Source organism: Microbacterium sp. 18062 (assembly GCF_902706225.1).
GTDB lineage: Bacteria > Actinomycetota > Actinomycetes > Actinomycetales > Microbacteriaceae > Microbacterium.
The window spans coordinates 1-14,088 of record NZ_CACSKB010000042.1 but is presented as its reverse complement, the minus strand read 5'-3'; the positions used below and the strand labels follow the sequence as shown (position 1 = coordinate 14,088).

The 14,088-nt window shown below is 72.5% G+C and carries 11 protein-coding genes; 8 read left to right on the top strand and 3 right to left on the bottom strand.

The features are described 5' to 3' along the window. Window positions 1-4: 4 nt before the first annotated feature. Complete coding sequence (gene ccsB / locus GVL03_RS14450; RefSeq protein ID WP_159501709.1) at window positions 5-1,021, top strand: c-type cytochrome biogenesis protein CcsB; 1,017 nt, start codon at window positions 5-7, stop codon at window positions 1,019-1,021. A gap of 294 nt (window positions 1,022-1,315) precedes the next feature. On the opposite strand, the gene GVL03_RS14445 is transcribed toward ccsB, so the two are convergent. Together GVL03_RS14445 and GVL03_RS14440 are read right to left on the bottom strand one after the other, a co-directional pair. Beyond that, the gene (locus GVL03_RS14445) at window positions 1,316-3,535 is read right to left on the bottom strand and encodes a YhgE/Pip family protein (protein ID WP_159501708.1); all 2,220 of its coding nucleotides are present in this window, start codon (window positions 3,533-3,535) and stop codon (window positions 1,316-1,318) included. Beyond that, window positions 3,532-6,432 (bottom strand): efflux RND transporter permease subunit, encoded by a 2,901-nt coding sequence (locus GVL03_RS14440; protein WP_159501707.1) that lies wholly within the window; start codon window positions 6,430-6,432, stop codon window positions 3,532-3,534. The genes GVL03_RS14445 and GVL03_RS14440 overlap by 4 nt, the downstream gene beginning before the upstream one ends. 158 nt (window positions 6,433-6,590) lie before the next feature. On the opposite strand from GVL03_RS14440, the gene GVL03_RS14435 reads away from it, so the two are divergent. Further along, entirely contained in the window at window positions 6,591-7,220 is a 630-nt protein-coding gene (locus tag GVL03_RS14435) for a TetR/AcrR family transcriptional regulator (protein WP_159501706.1), read from the top strand. 48 nt (window positions 7,221-7,268) lie between these two features. Here GVL03_RS14435 and GVL03_RS14430 read toward each other — a convergent pair whose 3' ends face one another. Beyond that, window positions 7,269-8,252 carry an o-succinylbenzoate synthase gene (locus tag GVL03_RS14430; protein WP_159501705.1) on the bottom strand — a complete coding sequence of 328 codons (984 nt, stop codon included), beginning with the start codon at window positions 8,250-8,252 and terminating at the stop codon, window positions 7,269-7,271. Between the two features lie 236 nt (window positions 8,253-8,488). Between GVL03_RS14430 and GVL03_RS14425 the strand changes: the two genes are divergently transcribed. The 6 genes from GVL03_RS14425 (at window position 8,489) to GVL03_RS14400 (ending at window position 13,993) form a co-directional block, all read left to right on the top strand. Further along, complete coding sequence (locus GVL03_RS14425; RefSeq protein WP_159501704.1) at window positions 8,489-8,836, top strand: PadR family transcriptional regulator; 348 nt, start codon at window positions 8,489-8,491, stop codon at window positions 8,834-8,836. Window position 8,837: 1 nt separating this feature from the next. After that, complete coding sequence (locus GVL03_RS14420) at window positions 8,838-9,827, top strand: permease prefix domain 1-containing protein (RefSeq protein WP_159501703.1); 990 nt, start codon at window positions 8,838-8,840, stop codon at window positions 9,825-9,827. Window positions 9,828-9,885: 58 nt separating this feature from the next. Then, on the top strand, window positions 9,886-10,692 hold the full coding sequence (locus GVL03_RS14415; RefSeq protein WP_159501702.1) for an LLM class F420-dependent oxidoreductase: 807 nt from the start codon (window positions 9,886-9,888) through the stop codon (window positions 10,690-10,692). Continuing rightward, a complete protein-coding gene (locus tag GVL03_RS14410; RefSeq protein ID WP_159501701.1) occupies window positions 10,689-11,609 on the top strand; it encodes a 1,4-dihydroxy-2-naphthoyl-CoA synthase in 921 nt (306 codons plus the stop codon). The genes GVL03_RS14415 and GVL03_RS14410 overlap by 4 nt, the downstream gene beginning before the upstream one ends. Further along, a complete protein-coding gene (locus tag GVL03_RS14405) occupies window positions 11,606-12,781 on the top strand; it encodes an AMP-binding protein (RefSeq protein WP_373683845.1) in 1,176 nt (391 codons plus the stop codon). The genes GVL03_RS14410 and GVL03_RS14405 overlap by 4 nt, the downstream gene beginning before the upstream one ends. 234 nt (window positions 12,782-13,015) lie before the next feature. After that, complete coding sequence (locus GVL03_RS14400; RefSeq protein ID WP_159501699.1) at window positions 13,016-13,993, top strand: 1,4-dihydroxy-2-naphthoate polyprenyltransferase; 978 nt, start codon at window positions 13,016-13,018, stop codon at window positions 13,991-13,993. Window positions 13,994-14,088: the final 95 nt, after the last annotated feature.

Genomic DNA, 14,088 nt, shown 5'->3' with positions numbered 1-14,088 from the left:
CGCCATGACCGAACAGCTCTCGCTCGACGACGTCTCGCTGCTGCTGGTCTGGACGGCCATCGCGATCTACGCGATCGCGTTCGTGGCCTACGCGATCGACCTCGCCCGGCGCTCCGCGCAGGCGGCGGACGCCCAGGACGCCGTGGTGCGCGAGCGCGAGCTCGTCGGCGCCCGCGGCGAGACGATCGCGCAGGTGCGGGCGAGCGAGGACGCGGCCGCCGCATCCCTCTCCGCACGGGGCCGCGACCGCGCGCGGCCGCTCTGGGCGAGGATCGGCACCTCGCTCACCTGGCTAGGGTTCCTCTTCCACCTCGGCGCGACGGTGACGCGGGGCATCGCCGCCGAGCGCGTGCCGTGGTCGAACATGTACGAGTTCGCGATGACGGGCACGCTGCTGATCGTCGCGGTCTACCTCGGGGTGCTGTTCCGCTACGACCTGCGGTTCCTCGGCGCGTTCATCACCGGCCTCGTCGCGGTGCTGATGGGCGGGGCCACGCTCTTCCACGTCGACGTCTCGCCGCTGTCGGACCCGCTGAAGAGCATCTGGCTCGTCATCCACGTCTTCGTCGCGTCGCTCGCGACGGCGCTGTTCGCGCTCGCGTTCGCCCTGTCGGTGCTGCAGCTGCTCCAGGCGAGGCGGGAGCGCAAGGCCGCAGCCGCCGAGGTGGGCCTGAGGACGGGGCCGGGGTTCCTGCGGCTCGTGCCGAGCGCCGACAACCTCGAGTCGCTCGCCTACCGCTTCGCGATCATCGGTTTCATCTTCTGGACGTTCACCCTCATCGCGGGGTCCATCTGGGCAAACGACGCGTGGGGCCGCTACTGGGGCTTCGACACGAAGGAGGTGTGGACCTTCGTGATCTGGGTGCTCTACGCCGGGTACATCCACGCGCGGGCGACCCGCGGATGGCGTGGCACCCGCTCGGCGTGGCTGTCGATCATCGGCTTCACCGCGGTGATGTTCAACTTCACGATCGTGAACATGTTCTTCAAGGGCCTGCACGTCTACAGCGGCCTGACCTGATCTGGTTGGCGTGGCGTGGCGTGGCGTGGGCTGGACTGGGCTGGTTGAGCTGCCTGGGGCTGGCTGAGTCGGCCGGGCTGGCTGAGGTGACCGGCAGAGCCGGTCGGGCGCGGACTGACCGGCTGAGGCACTTCCGCTCGTTGCCGCACGCCCTGGGACTCGAGCGTCCCCGCATCCGTGTCTCACTTATGCAGCCTCTGGGGGCAAAACACCTGCACAAGTGAGACACGCAGCGGTCAGTGAGACACGCAGCGGTCAGTGACACACGCAGCGGACACGGAGACACGCGCCTGGTCAGAGGGCGGATGCGGTGAGCAGCGCGCGGGCGGAGACCTTGCGGCGCTGGGCTACCACGATCGTCGTCGCCACCAGGGCGAGCGCCGCCCAGATCAGCATGCCGACCAGGCCCGCACCGACGCCGCCGGCCGGGGTGAGGGCCCCGAGCATCGCCGCGTAGGCGGGGAAGGCGGGCAGCAGCCCCGCAACCGCCGTGAGCACGCCCGGCACGGTCGAGACCACGCCGGTCGCGAGCGTCAGCGCGCCGACGACGGCGGCGATCCACCGGCCGGCGCCGCCGAACAGGGCGACGAGCGCCTGGTTCACCGCCGCGAACGCGATGCCCGCGGTGACGCAGAGCGCGGCGAAGAGCGACCACTCGGCCCAGTCGTAGGATGCGGCGACCTGCACCACGACCGCGACCAGCGCACCCTGCACGGCGCCGATGACGGCGGCCGGGGCGAATCCGCCCAGTGCGAGGAGGACGGATGCCTTGCGGCTGGACAGCGCTCGCGCGGAGACCGCCTGCAGCACGACGAACGACCCGAGCCCGCCGAACCAGAGCACGAGCACCGAGAGCAGGGGGACGGCCGAGACGCCGAAGAGATTCGTGCCCAGGCCCTCGGCCGAGACGGGGTCGGCGACGACCGTCGCCAGCTCCTGCGCCTCGTCGTCGGTGTAGGCGGGGATCTCCGCGACCGCTGCGCCGAGACCGTCGGCGAGCGTGCGGATGCCGTCGGCGAGCTGTGTGATGCCGGTCGCGAGCTCGCCCGCGCCCGAGGCCGCCTCGCCGGCGCCCTCGGCGAGGGCGCTCGCCCCGCCAGACAGCTGCACGGCGCCGCTGCGCAGCGCGGATGCGCCGGACGCGGCGGTCGACGCGCCCGCGGCCAGGGTCGTGGCTCCGCTCTGTAGCCCGGATGCCCCGGCGCTCAGCTGCGCGGCTCCGTCGCTCAGCGCCTGCACGCCGCCCGCGGCCTCCTGCGCGCTCGCAGTGAGCCCCTCCAAGCCCGTCGACACCTGCGCGGACTGGTCCGCCAGTGTCGAGAGCGCCGTGCCCAGGGCCGGCAGCTGGTTGATGCCCTCGAGGCCGGTCGCGATCTCGCCCGCCTGGTCGACGATGCCGGTCGCCGTCGGCAGGGCGTCCTGGGCGCTCTGCGCCGCCTGGTCGAGACCCGCGCACAGGTCGGGCGTGACCGACGGGTCGCACTGCGCGGCGAGGGCGGTGAGTCGGTCCGCCGCCTCCGTCAGCTGCTGGTTGATCGCGGTTCCGTTCGCCGCGACCTGGTTCGCGGCGTCGATCACGGCCTGCGGAACCTGCGGCAGATCGGACGGGATCTGCGCGGCGACCTGGCCGAGCGCGTCGCTGATCCGCCGGTTGCCCGCCGCCAGCTGGTCTCCTCCGTCGGCCCAGGCGTTGAGCCCGGTCGCCGCATCCGCCGTTCCCTGCGCCAGCGACGCCGCACCGCCGGAGAGCTCCGCCGCCCCCGTCGCGAGCTGCGTCGCGCCGGAGGAGAGCTGTCCGACGCCGCCGGACAGCTGCCCCGCACCGCCGGCGAGGCTGCTCGCACCGGTGGCGAGCTGCCCGGCTCCGTCGGCGAGCTGCCCCGCACCGTCGGCGAGCTGCGTCGCTCCATCGGCGGCCTGGCCGGCGCCGGTCGCGAGCTCGTCCGCCCCGGAGGCTGCCTCGCCCAGCTGATCGTGCAGGGTCGTGACGCCGAGCAGCACGTTCGTGAGGTAGGTCTTCGAGACCTCCGCCCCGAAGACGGATGCGGCGGTCTGGGCGATCTGCGCGGTGATCGCCTCGTCCACGATGCGCCCGTTCGGCGCGGTCTGCACCTCGATCGTCGCCTGCTCGGGCACGGCGCCCGGGGCGGTCGAGGTCGCCGCGGCGGAGAAGTTCTCCGGGATGGTGACGATCGCGGTGTAGGTGCCGTCGGCGAGCCCGGCGGCCGCATCCTCGTCGTTCGAGATGGTCCAGGAGACGTTGCTGTCGAGCGCGTCGGAACCGGCGACGAGGCCCCCGGCGAGCTGCCGCCCGAGCGGGGCGAGCTGCCCCTCGATCTCGACGGGCTCGTCGTCGTTCACGATCGCGGCGCTCATGTTGTCGAGGCGCTCGGTGGGGTTGTAGAGCGCGGCCACCAGGATGCCGCCGATGACGACGGGCAGCAGCAGCACGCCCACGATCGTGGCCCAGGTGATCGGCCGGCGCGTGCGGGAGCGTTCCACGGGGAGGGTCATGCGGGTACCTCCGTCAGAGGGGGAGCGGACGCGGGCTTCGCGGGATCGGATGGGGATGGCTCGGCGGCGCCGCCGGAATCGACGACGATCGTCGTGATGTGCGGGCGGAGCGCGGCGGTGAGCACCGACTCCGCCCGAGCGGCGTCTGCGGCGCCGGCGACGATCGTGAGCGGTGATGCGGCGTCCCCCGCGCGTTCGCGGAGCGGCACGGCGGCATCGCGCAGCAGCGCGGCGACCTCGGCGCGGGCGTCGCCCTCGAGCAGGTCCAGCCCGTCGATGACGACGATGCGCGTGTCGCCGTCCAGGGCGCGGCGCACCTCGTCGGCGGGCGACGTCGCGCCGGCCAGCAGGGCGACGCCGACGTGGGCGCGCACCCACGCGGCCCGGCCGGGGAGGAGATGCCCGGCGACACGGAGCAGCCCCGCGTCCGGGTCGACGCGACCCGCCACGGCGAGCGTCAGCGCGCGGCGCGCGGCGCGGGGGCCGGTGACGACGAGGCAGTGCCCGTGCTCGAGGCGGAACGTCGCTCCGTCGAGGAGCGTCACCGTGCCCGTCCGCCCGTCCCACGCGCGGACGGTGACGTCCTCCGCGGTGATCGCGGCGGGACGTTCCGGCCATCCCTCGAGCGCGAGCTCGCGCTCGACCGCCTCCCCCTCGATGTCGAAGTGGGGCAGAAGCCGGTCGAGCCGGCGCGGCATCCACCAGGCACGCTCGCCGAGCAGCGCCATGACGGCGGGGGTCAGTGTCATCCGCACCAGGAACGCGTCGATGACGATGCCCGCGGCGAGCCCGAGGGCGATGGGCTTCAAGCTCGAGTCGCCCTCGGGCACGAACGCGGCGAACACGGCGAACATGATCACGGCCGCGGCGGTGACCACGCGCGCCGAGGCGGTGAAGCCGCTGCGCACGGTGTCGATCGCCATGCGGCGCGTGGACCGCCCGCCGGCGGCACGGCGCGCGTGCACGAAGTCCTCGCGCATGCGCGAGACGAGGAACACCTCGTAGTCCATCGCGAGGCCGAAGAGCACGCCCATGAGCACGATCGGCATGAAGCTGATCACCGGTCCGACCTTGGCGACGTGCAGGAGGTCGGCGAACCACCCCCATTCGAACACCGCGGCGACGATGCCGAAGGAGGCCGCGACCGAGAGCAGGTAGCCGAGCGCCGCCTTGATCGGCACCCAGACGGAGCGGAACACGATCATGAGCAGGACGAGCGAGAGCCCGACGACGAACACGCCGAACGGGAGGAGCGCGGCGCCGAGGCGGTCGGAGATGTCGATGGCGACCGCGGTGAAGCCGGTCACCTGCAGGTCGACGCCGTACTCCTCGAGGAGGCGGTCGTGCTGCGCGCGCAGCTCCCGCACGAGCTCCGCGGTGGCGGGGTCGTCGGGCGCCGTCTCGGGCACGATCTGCACGATCCCGGTGTCGGCGGTCTCGTTCGGGGTGGCGAGGGCGACCTCCTTCACGCCGGGGATCCGGGCGATCTCGTCGCCGAGGTCGTCCATGAGCGTCACCGGGTCGTTCGAGGTCACGATCGTGCCGGTCATGATCAGCGGCCCGTTGGCGCCCGGCCCGAAGTGCTCCTCGGTGAGGTCGTAGGAGACGCGGGCGGGATCGTCCTGCGGCAGCTGGCCGGCGTTCGGCAGGGCGAGGGCGAGGCTCGCGGCCGGGATGGCGGTGACCCCGAGGGCGACGACGACCGCGACCGTCGTGACCACCGGATGCCGCGTCACGAGGCCGACCCATCGCGCGGCGAAGCCTCGGCGCGCGGGCGCGGCGCCCGCAGCCGCACGGGCGTCGCCCGGCGCGGTGGCGTCCGCGGTGTTCGGGATGCCCGCAGCTGTGCCGCCGCGGGCGGACGGGCGCCGCCGCCATCCGAGCACACGGCCCCCCACGAACCCGAGCAGCGCCGGGGTGAGGGTCACGGCGACGGCGACGGCGATCGCCACGGCGACCGCCGCGGCGACGCCCATCGTCGTGAGGAAGGGGATGCCGGCGAACCCGAGGCCGATGAGCGCGATCAGCACGGTGATGCCGGCGAAGACCACGGCTGAGCCGGCCGTGCCGGTCGCCCGGGCGGCGGACTCCTCCGGATCGACGCCGGCCCGGGTCTGATCCTGGTGTCTCGAGATGATGAAGAGCGAGTAGTCGATGCCGACGGCGAGCCCGAGCATGAGCGCGAGGAGCGGGGTGGTCGAGGAGATCGTCGCGAAGGCGGTGGCGACGAAGATCAGCGCCATCGACAGGCCGACCCCGAGGACGGCGGTGAGCAGGGGGAGCCCCGCGACCACGAACGACCGGAACGTGACGATGAGCACGAGCAGGGCGATCACGAGGCCCAGCAGCTCGGTGATCGTCACACCGGGAAGCGACACCGCGAACAGGTCGCCGCCGAGCTGCACCTGCGCTCCCTCGGGCAGCAGCGGCTCGAGCCCGGCGACCGTCTCCTCGAGATCTGTGCGCGTCTCCTCGGGCACGTCCGTGGCCTGGCCGTCGAACTGCAGACGCACGATGGCGGCGGCCGCGTCGTCGGAGATGCTGCCCTGCACGGTGTCGCCGTAGGGATCGGTGACCGCGAGCACGCCGTCGAGGCCCTCGATGTGCGTGATCGTCTCGTCGACGGCCGTGCGGTAGACCTCGGCGGTGACGGACTCGCCGGGGGCCGCGACGACGATGAACTGCGCATTGGTGCCGCTGACCTGGGGGAAAGTGCGGTTCAGCTGCTCGAGCCCGGCCTGCGACTCGGTGCCCGGGATCGAGAAGCTGTCGTCGGTGCCCTCGCTGAGCACCGCCATCGCGCCGCCGGCCAGCACCAGCACCACCACCCAGCCGACGAGCACGCGCCACGGATGACGGAACGACCAGCGGCCGAGCGAGTACAGGAGCGTGGACATGGGCGTCTCCGAGGCTGCGGATGTCGGCGGGGTTCGATACAGAATCGTATCGGATACGAGTGTGTATCCTAGGGGCGAGGCCGTCCTGAAGCCTGAGCGGTCGGTGACAGCCCCGAGCGATCGGTGCAGCCACGCTGCGGTGGCGAGAGGAGTCGTGCATGTCGCAGCCCTCCGCGACGCGCAGCCGGGAGAACACCCGTGCGCGGCTCGTCGACGCCGCATCCGAGGTGTTCGCCGAATCCGGACTCGAGGGCGCCTCGGTGGAGGCGATCTGCGAGCGCGCCGGGTTCACGCGGGGCGCCTTCTACTCGAACTTCGGCTCGAAGGAGGAGCTGCTCCTGGCCCTGATGCGCCGGATCGCGGAGGAGAAGCTCGCCCGGGTGGTGCGGCGTGTGAGCGAGCTCGGCCCGGAGCAGGATCGCCCGCGCGACCCCGCCGCCGTCGTCTCTCAGGTGCTCGACGTGGAGCACGACGAACGCGCGACCACGGTGCTCATGAGCGAGATCCGCACGAACGCGATGCGCGACCCGCAGCTGGCCGCAGCCTACCTCGCGTGGGAGGCGGCGATGGTCCACAGTGTCACCGGCATCATCCTCGACATCGCCGAGGCATACTCCCTGGTCCTGCGGATGCCGGCCGAGGACGCGGGGCGGCTCATCATCGACAGTTGGGACGCCAACTGCATCCATGCCGCGATCGCGGAGCTGACGCCCGAGCAGACGGCGCGGTTCGTGACCGAGCGCACCGCCCTGCTCGCGACGGTCATCGCGGACCCCGCCGCCCGCTGACGGCGGCTGCCGCTCCCTGCGCCTGGGCGCAGCGCCCGGGCGCGCGGGTCAGCTCGCGAGCCGCGCGTGGCAGCGCTCGAGGCGGGCGAGCCACCATCCGCGGCGCTCCGCGGACGCCGCGTGGGCCCGGAGCAGGTCGGGGTCGGCGACGGCCCGCCGCGCCTCGACGGCGCCCTCGTGGGCGCGCAGCGGCTCGGCGGTGACGTCCGCCGCGAGCAGCGAGGCCGTGCCGAGCCCGCAGTCGAACTCGAGGTCGGGCAGGGCCGCGGCCAGGGCGAGCCCCATCCCGAGGCCGACGGACGTGTCGAGGGCGCTCGAGACGACCGCCGGGAGACCCGCCTCGGCGACGATCCCGAGCGCTCGCCGGATGCCGCCGAGCGGCTGCGCCTTGATCACGAGCAGGTCGGCCGCGCCGGCGCGGGCGACCGCGAGCGGGTCGGCGGCCTTGCGCACGCTCTCGTCGGCGGCGATCGGGATGCCCATGTACCTCACGCGCCGGCGCAGCTCCGCGAGCTCCTCCACCGACGCGCACGGCTGCTCCGCGTACTCGAGGTCGTGTTCGGCGAAAGCGTGGATCGCGTGCTCCGCCTCGTCGACGTTCCACGCGCCGTTCGCGTCCACGCGGATGCGGCCAGCCGGTCCCATCGCCGCCCGCACGGCCGCGACGCGCGCGATGTCGTCGACGAGCGTCTGTCCGCGCTCGCCGACCTTGATCTTGGCGGTGCGGCATCCGTGGAAGCCGGAGAGGACCTCGGCGACGGCTGCCGCGTCGACGGCCGGCACCGTGGCGTTCACGCGGATGGTGTCGCGCACGGGGGGCGGCTGCGGCATCCATCCGAAGTCGATCGCGGCGGCGAGCCAGGCGGACGCCTCGGCGTCGTCGTACTCGGCGAAGGGCGAGAACTCCGTCCAGCCCTCGGGGCCTTCGAAGAGGACCGCTTCGCGCACGTCGATGCCACGGAACCTCGTGCGCAGGGGCAGGGCGACGACGCGTGCTGAGGCGAGGATCTCGCCGAGGGGAGGGACGCGCATCGCGGTCAGGGCCCGTTGTCGAGGCTCGGGGGACGGATGTCGCGGATCCGGTGCGGCGCGGCGTGCTGCGCTTCACGGGATGCGGGCGCTCCGAGGACGGCGTGTCGGACGGGGGGCCGGATCGAGGGCTTTGCGGTCAATGCGAGCCTCCTTGCCCCCATCCTGTCAGGTGGCCCGGTCGACGACAATGCATCCTTACAGTGATGTGTGATTGACTATAGTGTGTATCGCACAGTATGCTTTCGAGCGTGAGTGAGACGGACGCGTTCGAGACCCACGTGCAGGAGCTTCGGCGCGGCACGATCGTGCTCGCGTGCCTTCGTCTGCTCGTGCAGCCCGGCTACGGGTACGGGCTGCTCGAGGAGCTGAGCGGTCGGGGCTTCGACACCGACGCGAACACGCTGTACCCCCTGCTGCGTCGTCTGGAGAAGCAGGGCCACCTCACGAGCGAGTGGAACACCGACGAGGCCAGGCCCCGCAAGTTCTACCGCACGAGCGCGGCGGGCTCCCGGCTGGCCGCCGCCCTGACCGACGACTTCCGCGCGATCGCCGTCGCGATCGACGCCCTTCCCCAGGAGGACTGACATGACCGGATCGACCTGCACCGATCGGTACGTGGCCGCTGCGATGCGGACCGTGCCCGAGTCCCAGCGGGCCGACCTCGCGGCCGAGCTGCGCGCATCGATCGACGACCAGATCGACGCGCGCATCGAGGACGGGACGCCGCAGGACGAGGCGGAGCGCGACGTGCTCACCGGGCTCGGCGACCCCGACAAGCTCGCCGCGGGCTACACCGACCGCAGCCTCTACCTGATCGGGCCGCGCTACTACCTCGAATGGTGGCGGCTGCTCAAGCTCCTGCTGTGGATCGTGCTGCCCTGCGCCGTGCTCGGCGTCGCGCTCGGGCAGGTGCTCGCCGGTGTCGGCATCGGCGAGATCATCGGCACGGCCTTCGCGGTGCTGACCGGCGTGACGGTGCACCTGTTCTTCTGGACCGCGCTGGTGTTCGCCATCGTCGAACGATCGGGCGCCGACGCCTCCCTCGGCGGGCCGTGGACGGTAGACTCCCTGCCCGAGCTCCGCGAACGGGGGACGGGGTTCGGCGACATGGTGGCGAGCCTGGTCTTCCTCCTGCTCGCCGCGGGGGCGATCGTCTGGGACCACTTCGTCGGTCTGGCGTGGTTCGCCCGCGACGCCGCGACCGCCACCGACTCGGCCACCTGGCAGCCGCTGTCGGTCCTCGACGACGGACTGTGGCCGTGGGGGATCGCCGTCCTGTTCGCGCTCATGATCGCCGAAGGCGTGCTGAGCGTCGTGGTGCACCTCCGCGGACGCTGGACGGTTCCGCTCGCGATCGTCAACACCGTCCTGGCCCTCGCCGTGGCGATCCCCGCGATCGTGCTGCTGACCCGGGGCGAGCTGATCGACCCGGACCTCTGGGCGCGGCTGATCCCCGCGGACTCCGCCCAGGCCGTCGACGGCATCGTGACGACGGTGATCGGCTTCGCGATCGCGGGCATCGCACTGTGGGACATCGCCGACGTCGCGATCAAGACGGTCCGCGCGAGGCGCTGAGCCGGAGGCGAGGCGGATGCCGCAGCCCTCGGCATCCGTCGCGCTCTACTCTGGTGACATGCTTCTCGACACCCCGGTGCGCCTCGGCGTGCAGCTCCAGCCCCAGCATGTGTCCTACGGCGACCTGCGCGACGCCGTCCTCCGCCTCGAAGACCTCGGCGTCGACGTGCTCTTCAACTGGGACCACTTCTACCCGCTCTACGGCGACCCGGATGGTGCGCACTTCGAGTCGTGGACGATGCTCGCCGCGTGGGCGGAGCAGACCGAGCGGGTCGAGTTCGGCGCGCTCGTGAACTGCAACAGCTACCGCAACCCCGATCTCCAGGCCGACATGGCCCGCACGATCGACCACATCTCGGCCAAGGCGGGCGCCGAGGGGCGCTTCATCTTCGGCACCGGGTCGGGCTGGTTCGAGCGCGACTACGACGAGTACGGCTACGAGTTCGGCACCGCGGGGTCACGGCTGGACGACCTCGCCACGGGACTCGACCGCGTCACCGCCCGCTGGGCGAAGCTGAACCCGGCCCCGACGCGCCGCATCCCCGTGCTCATCGGTGGCAAGGGGGAGCAGAAGACGCTGCGGATCGTCGCCCGGCACGCGGACATCTGGCACAGCTTCGTCAGCCCGGAGGAGGTCGTGCACAAGGTGGGCGTCATCGAGCGGTGGGCCGAGTCCGAGCAGCGCGACGTATCGGGCCTCCTCGTCTCGAACGAGCTGAAGGACCGCGACGCCGCCGTCGCCGACGCTCTGTACGACGCGGGCACCCGCCTGTTCACCCTCGGCTTCGGCGGTCCCGACTACGACTACGACATCGTGCGCCGGTGGCTGGCCTGGCGCGACGGCAGGAACGGGGTGTCGGTGTGAGCGTCACCGAGCCGTTCGAGGTCTCCGAGCTCTTCGACCCCGCCGAGTGGCAGGTCGCTCCGGGCGCCGAGCGGTTCACCGACATCACCTCGCATCTGTCGAACGACGGTCGGATCGCCCGCATCGCGTTCGACCGGCCCGAGGTGCGCAACGCCTTCCGCCCGCACACGGTCGACGAGCTCTACCGTGCGCTCGACGACGCCCGGCAGAACCCGCGCGTGGGCGTGGTGCTGCTCACGGGCAACGGCCCGAGCCCCAAGGACGGCGGCTGGGCGTTCTGCTCGGGCGGTGACCAGCGCATCCGCGGGCGCGACGGCTACAAGTACTCCGACGACGAGAGCGCCGTGGCGGACCCCGCCCGCGCGGGACGCCTGCACATCCTCGAGGTGCAGCGCCTGATCCGCTTCATGCCGAAGGTCGTGATCGCGGTGATCCCGGGCTGGGCCGCCGGCGGCGGGCACTCGCTGCACATCGTCGCGGACCTGTCCATCGCATCGGCCGAGCACGGCCGGTTCAAGCAGACGGATGCCGATGTCGGCTCGTTCGACGCCGGCTACGGCTCGGCGTACATGGCGCGCCAGGTCGGGCAGAAGGTCGCACGCGAGGTGTTCTTCCTCGCGGAGGAGTACTCGGCGCAGCGCGCGTACGAGATCGGTGCGGTGAACCGCGTCGTGCCGCACGCGGAGCTCGAGCGCGAGGCGATCGCGATGGCCCGCACCATCCTCGGCAAGTCGCCGACGGCGATCCGGATGCTGAAGTTCGCCTTCAACGCGGTCGACGACGGCCTGGTGGGGCAGCAGGTGTTCGCCGGCGAGGCGACGCGACTGGCCTACGGCACGGACGAGGCGGTGGAGGGCCGCGACTCCTTCCTGGAGAAGCGCGAGCCGGACTGGTCGCCGTACCCGTGGCACTACTGAGGGCGGTTCCCCCCGACGGAGCCCGCGCGCGCGACGTGCTGCGTGCGGTGCGCCGCGCGATCGAGGGGCCGGGGCCGGCGGTGCTGCTCGGCGCCGACGAGCCGGTCGGGGTTGCCCCGGGCACGGCCGCGGTCGTGACGACCTCGGGCTCGACCGGCTACCCGAAGAGCGTCGTGCTCAGCCGCAACGCGCTGGTCGCCAGCGCGTTCGCCACCCGCGCGCGGATCGGCGAGGGCGCGTGGCTGCTCGCCCTGCCGCCCGCCTACGTCGCGGGACTGCAGGTGCTCGTGCGCTCGCTCATGGCAGGGCGCGAGCCGGCGGTGCTCGAGGGGCGTTTCACGGCGCAGTCCTTCGTCTCGGCATCGCGGCTGATGGCCTCCAGCGTCGGGGGCTCCCGCATCCCGACGTACACCTCGCTGGTCCCGACGCAGCTGGTACGGCTGCTGGATGCGGCGGACGACGACCCCGAGGTGCGCGCCGCGCTGCGCTCGTACGAGGCGATCCTGATCGGCGGCCAGGCGCTGCCGGCGCCCGTGCGCGAGCGGGCTGCGGAGCTCGGCGCGCGCATCGTCCGCACCTACGGGGCGAGCGAGACGAGCGGCGGGTGCGTGTACGACGGCGTTCCGCTGGAGGGCGTGGAAGCGCGGATCGAGGACGGCGAGCTGCAGCTGAGAGGTCCCATGCTCGCCGACGGGTACCTCGGGGAGCCGGAACGCACCGACGCGGTCTTCCTCCGCGATGCCGACGGCGCCCGCTGGTACCGCACCGGCGACGCGGCCGAGCGGGCGGACGGTCTGCTGCGGGTGACCGGGCGGATCGACAACGTCATCGTGTCGGGGGGCGTCAACGTGTCGCTCGACCGTGTCGAGCGCGTCGTCCGCGGGTTGCCGGGACTCGCGGACGCCGCGGTCGTCGGGGTTTCCGACGACCGGTGGGGTGAGGCGTCCGTCGTCGTGGTCCCGGGCACGGGTGCGGCCGGTCCGGGCGCGGATGCGGTCGTGTCGGAGATGGGCGCGGATGCCGCGCTGCTCGCGGCCGTGCGCCGCGCGGTGGGTGGGCAGCTCGGTGCCGCCGCGCGTCCCGCCCGCCTTCTGCGGGTGGCCGCCGTGCCGACCCTGCCGAGCGGCAAGCCCGACCGCGTTGCGCTCCGCGGCCTCGCTGCATCCGCCTGATCGAGAGTCTCCCTCCTCGGTCCCTGAGCGAGGAGCGCAAGCTCCGAGACGAAGGGGCGCGGTGCCTCCGTTCCACGGGGTCGCTTTCGTCTTGCACGCGCTCCGCGCCCGGCGGAACGAAAGCGGGGTCGCGTTGGGCGGAGACCTCGCCGCTCCGTCTTCGCCCTTCGCGACGCTGTTTCGCCCCAGGCGGCGCTGGGGTGATCGTAGGCGTCGGGCCTAGGATTGCTCCCCGTGGCAGGCAAGACCAAGAAACGTTCCCGTTCCGGCGCGCAGCGCCCCCACCCCCGCGGCAATCCACAGAAGGCGCACGAGCCTCGCGACCCGCGTGCTCAGGCGCGTGCGACGCCCGGTGACTGGATCGGCGCCGCGCGACTGCGCACCCTGCCGCTCGCGATCACTCCCGTGCTCATCGGCACGGGCGCTGCCCGGCTCGTGGACAACGAGCTCCATTGGCTGCTCGCGCTCGGCTGCCTCGCGGTCGCCGTGCTGCTGCAGATCGGTGTGAACTACGCGAATGACTACAGCGACGGCGTGCGCGGCACCGACGACTTCCGGGTGGGCCCCGCCCGCCTCACCGGAGCAGGCAAGGCGAGGCCCCGCACGGTGCTCACCGTGTCCCTGGCCTTCTTCGCGCTCGCCGGCATCGCGGGACTCGCGATGACCGTCCGCACACAGCAGTGGCACCTGATCGCCATCGGCGCGGTCTGCATCGTCGCGGCCTGGTTCTACACCGGCGGCAAGCGCCCCTATGGCTACCACGCGCTCGGCGAGGTCTTCGTCTTCGTGTTCTTCGGCCTGGTCGCCACGATCGGCACGACCTGGATCCAGGTGCAGGCGGTTCCCCAGGAGGCGTGGTTCGGCGCCGTCGCCGCAGGGCTGTTCGCGTGCGCCGTGCTGCTCGCCAACAACCTGCGCGACATCGAGCAGGACCGGCAGGCCGGCAAGCGCACGCTCAGCGTGCTCATCGGCAAGCGCGCCACACAGGTGGTGTTCACCCTGTTCGTGCTCGTCCCGTTCGGGATCTCGGCGTTCCTCGCCGTGTTCTACCCGATCGCCTGGCTGACGCTCATGGCGCTGCTGCTGGCGCTCCCGGCCGTCCTGATCGTGTGGACGTTCGGGAGGCCCAAGGAGCTCGTGATCGCGCTCAGCCTGACCTCGCTCGCCTCGCTCGCCTACGGCGCGCTGCTGTTCTGGGCCTTCGTCGGCTGAGCGCCCCGTCAGCCACCCTCCGGGGAGACTTTCGGGTCAGCTGCTCAGCGCCCCTGCGGGGCGCTCCGTGGGGTGGGGAAAGTCCAGCCGTGGGG

Coding starts and splice junctions, on each gene's coding strand:
- ccsB (WP_159501709.1), top strand. CDS start 5: ATGACCGAACAGCTCTCGCTCGACGACGTCTCGCTGCTGCTGGTCTGG.
- GVL03_RS14445 (WP_159501708.1), bottom strand. CDS start 3,535: ATGACCCTCCCCGTGGAACGCTCCCGCACGCGCCGGCCGATCACCTGG.
- GVL03_RS14440 (WP_159501707.1), bottom strand. CDS start 6,432: ATGTCCACGCTCCTGTACTCGCTCGGCCGCTGGTCGTTCCGTCATCCG.
- GVL03_RS14435 (WP_159501706.1), top strand. CDS start 6,591: ATGTCGCAGCCCTCCGCGACGCGCAGCCGGGAGAACACCCGTGCGCGG.
- GVL03_RS14430 (WP_159501705.1), bottom strand. CDS start 8,252: ATGCGCGTCCCTCCCCTCGGCGAGATCCTCGCCTCAGCACGCGTCGTC.
- GVL03_RS14425 (WP_159501704.1), top strand. CDS start 8,489: ATGCTTTCGAGCGTGAGTGAGACGGACGCGTTCGAGACCCACGTGCAG.
- GVL03_RS14420 (WP_159501703.1), top strand. CDS start 8,838: ATGACCGGATCGACCTGCACCGATCGGTACGTGGCCGCTGCGATGCGG.
- GVL03_RS14415 (WP_159501702.1), top strand. CDS start 9,886: ATGCTTCTCGACACCCCGGTGCGCCTCGGCGTGCAGCTCCAGCCCCAG.